General features: G+C 64.1%; 3 protein-coding genes. 1 reads left to right on the forward strand and 2 read right to left on the reverse strand.

From position 1 onward, the window contains the following. The first annotated feature begins 236 nt into the window (after positions 1-236). On the forward strand, positions 237-581 hold the full coding sequence (locus H0W47_RS18555; protein ID WP_296927083.1) for a hypothetical protein: 345 nt from the start codon (positions 237-239) through the stop codon (positions 579-581). Here H0W47_RS18555 and H0W47_RS18560 read toward each other — a convergent pair. Both H0W47_RS18560 and H0W47_RS18565 read right to left on the reverse strand, forming a co-directional pair. Next, entirely contained in the window at positions 578-1,870 is a 1,293-nt protein-coding gene (locus H0W47_RS18560; RefSeq protein ID WP_296927086.1) for a solute carrier family 23 protein, read from the reverse strand. The two genes, H0W47_RS18555 and H0W47_RS18560, sit on opposite strands and share 4 nt — an antisense overlap. Before the next feature lie 90 nt (positions 1,871-1,960). Continuing rightward, the gene (locus tag H0W47_RS18565) at positions 1,961-2,845 is read right to left on the reverse strand and encodes an alpha/beta fold hydrolase (RefSeq protein WP_296927085.1); all 885 of its coding nucleotides are present in this window, start codon (positions 2,843-2,845) and stop codon (positions 1,961-1,963) included. Positions 2,846-2,898: the final 53 nt, after the last annotated feature.

The raw sequence follows: 2,898 nt of genomic DNA on the forward strand, positions 1-2,898 counted from the left end.
AGTCACTTCCCAGGATTTGGCTTTTGCCATCACAACTCCAACCGCGGCACTCGCGCATGGAAAGTGATTATCATTTATTTACGGATAAGTTCTAAGTCCGCCACGATATGCGGGGCATTCCCTGTGTGCGCCGGGGGCTCTGGGTGCTATATTCGCCCGACAGTTCTGTTTTGGCCATCGATGGGCAGTTTGCCCGTGGTTTTGGCCCTCTATTTGCTTGCCATCTGCCATCTGCCATGTCCCAGACATCGCCTTCCGCCAATCATCCATCGGCGCCGCTGTCGCGGGCGCTTGACCAGAGCGAATCGGTCCAGGAAACCGTCGAGCAATCGGCCAATGAGCTGTTGGTGATCAACGCCGTGCTCAAGCAGAATTGGCCCAACGAGGTGCAGGCCGGCGAGGTGGCGCAGGCGCTGCGCAAGACCGACGAACTGGAAAACCGCATTCATGACTCGGCCGAGGACCTGGCCCAGGTCAACCAGGTGCTGGCGCAGGAAATCAGCGAGCGCGAGGAGCTGGAGCGCGAGCTGGCCAGGACCAAAGTCGCGCTGAGCCGGGCCAAGTCCGAAACTGCCGACTAATTCCTGGCCACCGGCCGGCGATTGAGCAGCGCATACAGCAGGATGGCGCCGAAGGTTGCGGTGCCAATGCCGCCCAGCGCGAACTGGCCAAATTTCAAGGTGAAGTCCCCGGTGCCCAGCACCAGCGTGATCGCCGCCACCAACAAATTTTTGTTGTCGGAAAAATCAACTTTGTTGTCGACCCAGATCTTGGCGCCGGCCACCGCAATCAGGCCGAACACCACGATGCTGACGCCGCCCATCACCGGTAGCGGAATCGCCTGGATCAGTGCGCCGAATTTGGGGCTGAAACCCAGCAGCAGGGCAATCAAGGCTGCCACCAGAAACACCGCCGTCGAATAAATCCGCGTGGCCGCCATCACACCGATGTTCTCCGCATAGGTGGTCACGCCAGTGCCACCCGCCGCGCCAGAGACCATGGTCGCCACGCCGTCGCCAATGAAGGCGCGGCCCATGTAGACGTCCAGGTTCTTGCCGGTCATGGCGGTCACGGCTTTGATGTGGCCCAAGTTTTCCGCCACCAGAATGACAGCCACCGGCGCGATCAGCAGCATGGCGTTCAGGGTGAACACCGGCGCGGTAAATGCGGGCAGGCCGAACCACGCGGCGTTGCCGATGACCGACAGGTCCACCGGCTTGCCCAGGCCCAGACCATTGGTCAGCACCGCATAAATCAGCGTGGCGACGATCAGGCCCACCAGGATCAACAGCCGCTGCACCATGCCGCGTGTCATCACCGCCACCAGCGCAACGCTGACAAAGGTCACCAGTTGCATCCAGGAGTCAAAATTGCTGGCCGCCATGTTCTTGATCGGGATGCCGGCCAGGTTCAGGCCGATCACGGCAACCACCGCGCCGGTCACCACCGGCGGCATGAAGCGCTCAATCCAGCCGGTGCCCACCATCTGCACGATGGCACCTATCAGGGTGTAGAGAAGGCCGCAGGCGATGATGCCGCCCAGTGCCACGCCGATGTTGGCATTCGGCCCCTTGCCGGCATAGGCGGTGGCGGCGATCACCACGCCGATGAAGGCAAAGCTGGAGCCGAGGTAGCTCGGGACCTTGCCGCCGGTCACGATGAAAAAGATCAGGGTGCCGATGCCACTCATCAGGATGGCAATGTTCGGGTCAAACCCCATCAGGATGGGCGCGAGCACAGTCGCGCCAAACATCGCAATCACGTGCTGCACACCCATCACCGCTGTTTGTGGCCAGGGCAGGCGCTCGTCGGGGCCGATCACGCCGCCTTGCGACAGCACTGCGCTGCTTTTTTCCGTCCAGGTAAACATGCCCATCTCGCTCTCCTCTTGTTGAAGTGCGGCAATGATAGGGCTCGTTCGCTTGATTGCACAACGGTGTTGCACGCAGTGCGATGAAACTCAAGCCAGAAAGGCGGCGACCTCCTGCAGTACCGCCTCGTCTTTCAGGAGGCGACGGTGCCCCAGGTCCTGGGTGGCCAGCAGCCGCGCGCCGGCAATCGCCTCGCTGAAGGCCACGCCGTCGGCGAAGCGGTTGATGTTGTCGCGCCGGTCATGGACCACCAGCGTGGTCTGGGTGATGCGCGGGCCGACCGCTGCCGGTTCGAACTGCGGCATCAGGATGCCCTCGCGGGCCTCGATGCGTTGCTGCATGGCCGCGCGGGTTGCCTCATGAAGGCCAAAGACCTGCGCAAACAGCCGCGTGTATTCATGCGGCGAAGCTGGTGGCGCCAGCAACACCAGCTTGCGCAAGGCCAGCCCGCGGCTGGCAGCAAAAGCCGCAGCGCTGGCGCCCAGCGAGTGCGCGACCAGCGCTTCCAGCCGGAAGCCCTGCTGCTGCAGGCGGGCTGCCGCGTAGTCGATGGCGCGTGCGAACTGCGGCAGGTTGCTGGTCGGGCCGGCGCTACGGCCATGCGCCGGCATTTCGAGGATCACCGAGCGCAAACCCTGCGCCTGCAGACGGTCGGCCAGCGCCAGCATCTGCCCCGCATGGCCGCCCCAACCGTGCACCAGCAGCACCACCGGCCCGTGCGGGGCGACCGGCCGGCTGTACAGCGTGATGCTGGCGTTTTCAAACGGCCAGGCGGTAATGGCCCAATCGGCCGGCCAGGCGCGGCGGCGCGCCAGCCAGCGCGGCGGCAGGGGCGTGCCGAAGAGGCGGTAGGCGGCGCGTACCGCCAGCGCGGGCCACAGGCGCTGCGATGCGCCCAGCCCCCAGCGGAACAGCCGGGTGACGGGGCTGGTGTTGTAAAAAGCAGCGGTGGCTTCAGCAGTAGAGCGGGTCATGGCGGGCCCCTCTCAGTACCAAACCCAGTCGCGGTTGCTGCGTGGCACACCAC

Source organism: Polaromonas sp. (genome assembly GCF_013817205.1).
GTDB lineage: Bacteria > Pseudomonadota > Gammaproteobacteria > Burkholderiales > Burkholderiaceae_C > Polaromonas.

Coding starts and splice junctions, on each gene's coding strand:
- H0W47_RS18555 (WP_296927083.1), top strand. CDS start 237: ATGTCCCAGACATCGCCTTCCGCCAATCATCCATCGGCGCCGCTGTCG.
- H0W47_RS18560 (WP_296927086.1), bottom strand. CDS start 1,870: ATGTTTACCTGGACGGAAAAAAGCAGCGCAGTGCTGTCGCAAGGCGGC.
- H0W47_RS18565 (WP_296927085.1), bottom strand. CDS start 2,845: ATGACCCGCTCTACTGCTGAAGCCACCGCTGCTTTTTACAACACCAGC.